Source organism: Kitasatospora sp. NPDC001159 (genome assembly GCF_053598235.1).
The window spans coordinates 1-1,135 of the sequence record NZ_JBSFJV010000295.1; the positions used below are offsets into that span (position 1 = coordinate 1).

At 67.4% G+C, this 1,135-nt stretch carries 1 protein-coding gene and 1 pseudogene; both read right to left on the reverse strand.

Annotated elements, in window-relative coordinates:
* Positions 1 to 200 (reverse strand): annotated as a pseudogene (locus ACWC9T_RS41975) (potassium-transporting ATPase subunit KdpB); the annotation flags it as partial.
* A partial coding sequence (kdpA, locus tag ACWC9T_RS41980; RefSeq protein ID WP_449826271.1) for a potassium-transporting ATPase subunit KdpA occupies positions 200 to 1,135 on the reverse strand: 936 nt, incomplete at its 5' end. The pseudogene ACWC9T_RS41975 and the gene kdpA, both read right to left, overlap by 1 nt.

Sequence of the window (1,135 nt, forward strand, 5' to 3'; positions counted from 1 at the left end):
GCGATCGCGGAGATCGTGGTGACCACCGAGCCCACCTCGACCACGAACATCACCGGGTTCTTGACCATCACCCGGGGGTCGAGCTTCTTCACCGCATCGGGAAGCGAGGTGACGATCAGCTTCGGGTCGAGCAGGCCGCTCTGGACTCGGTGCGGGGTCGTGCTGTGGTCGACCGGTGCGGGGTTGTGGGTGGTGGACATCAGTGGAGACCTTCTGCGAGCGGCCCGAGGGCCAGGGCCGGGAAGTAGGTGAGGCCGACGACGATTAGAACGACACCGGACAGCAGCCCGACGAACAGCGGCTTGTGGGTGGGCAGGGTGCCCGGAGTGGCCGGCACCGGCTGCTGCTGGGCCAGTGAGCCCGCCAGCGCCAGGACGAACACCATGGGCAGGAATCGGCCGAGCACCATGCACAGGCCCAGCGTCGTGTCGTACCAGTCGGTGTTGACGGTGATGCCGGCGAACGCCGAGCCGTTGTTGTTGCTCGCGGAGGTGAAGGCGTACAGCACCTCGGAGAAGCCGTGGGCGCCCGAGTTGAGCATCCCGGCCCGCTCGCCTGGCAGGGCCATCGCCACACCGGTGCCGACCAGCACCAACGCGGGGGTGGTCAGGATGTAGAGGGAAGCGAACTTCATCTCGCGGCCGCCGAGCTTCTTGCCCAGGTACTCCGGGGTGCGGCCGACCATCAGACCGGCGACGAACACCGCCACGATCGCCAGGATCAGCATGCCGTACAGACCGGAGCCGGTACCGCCGGGCGCGATCTCACCCAGCATCATGTTGAAGATCGCGATGCCACCGCCGAACGGCGTGAACGAGTCGTGGAAGGAGTCCACCGCACCCGTCGACGTCAGCGTGGTCGAGGCGGCGAACAGCGAACTGGCGGCGACGCCGAAGCGCTGCTCCTTGCCCTCCATCGCCGCGCCCGCCGCCTGCAGCGCGGCACCGTGGTGCTGCGACTCGGCGAAGGTCAGCAGAGCCACCGAGGCGACCCAGAAGATCGCCATAACGGCGACGATCGCGTAGCCCTGGCGGTTGTCCCCGACCATCTTGCCGAAGGTGCGCGGCAGCGCGAACGGGATCACCAGCAGCAGGAAGATCTCCAGCCAGTTGGTGAAACCGGTCGGGTTCTCGAA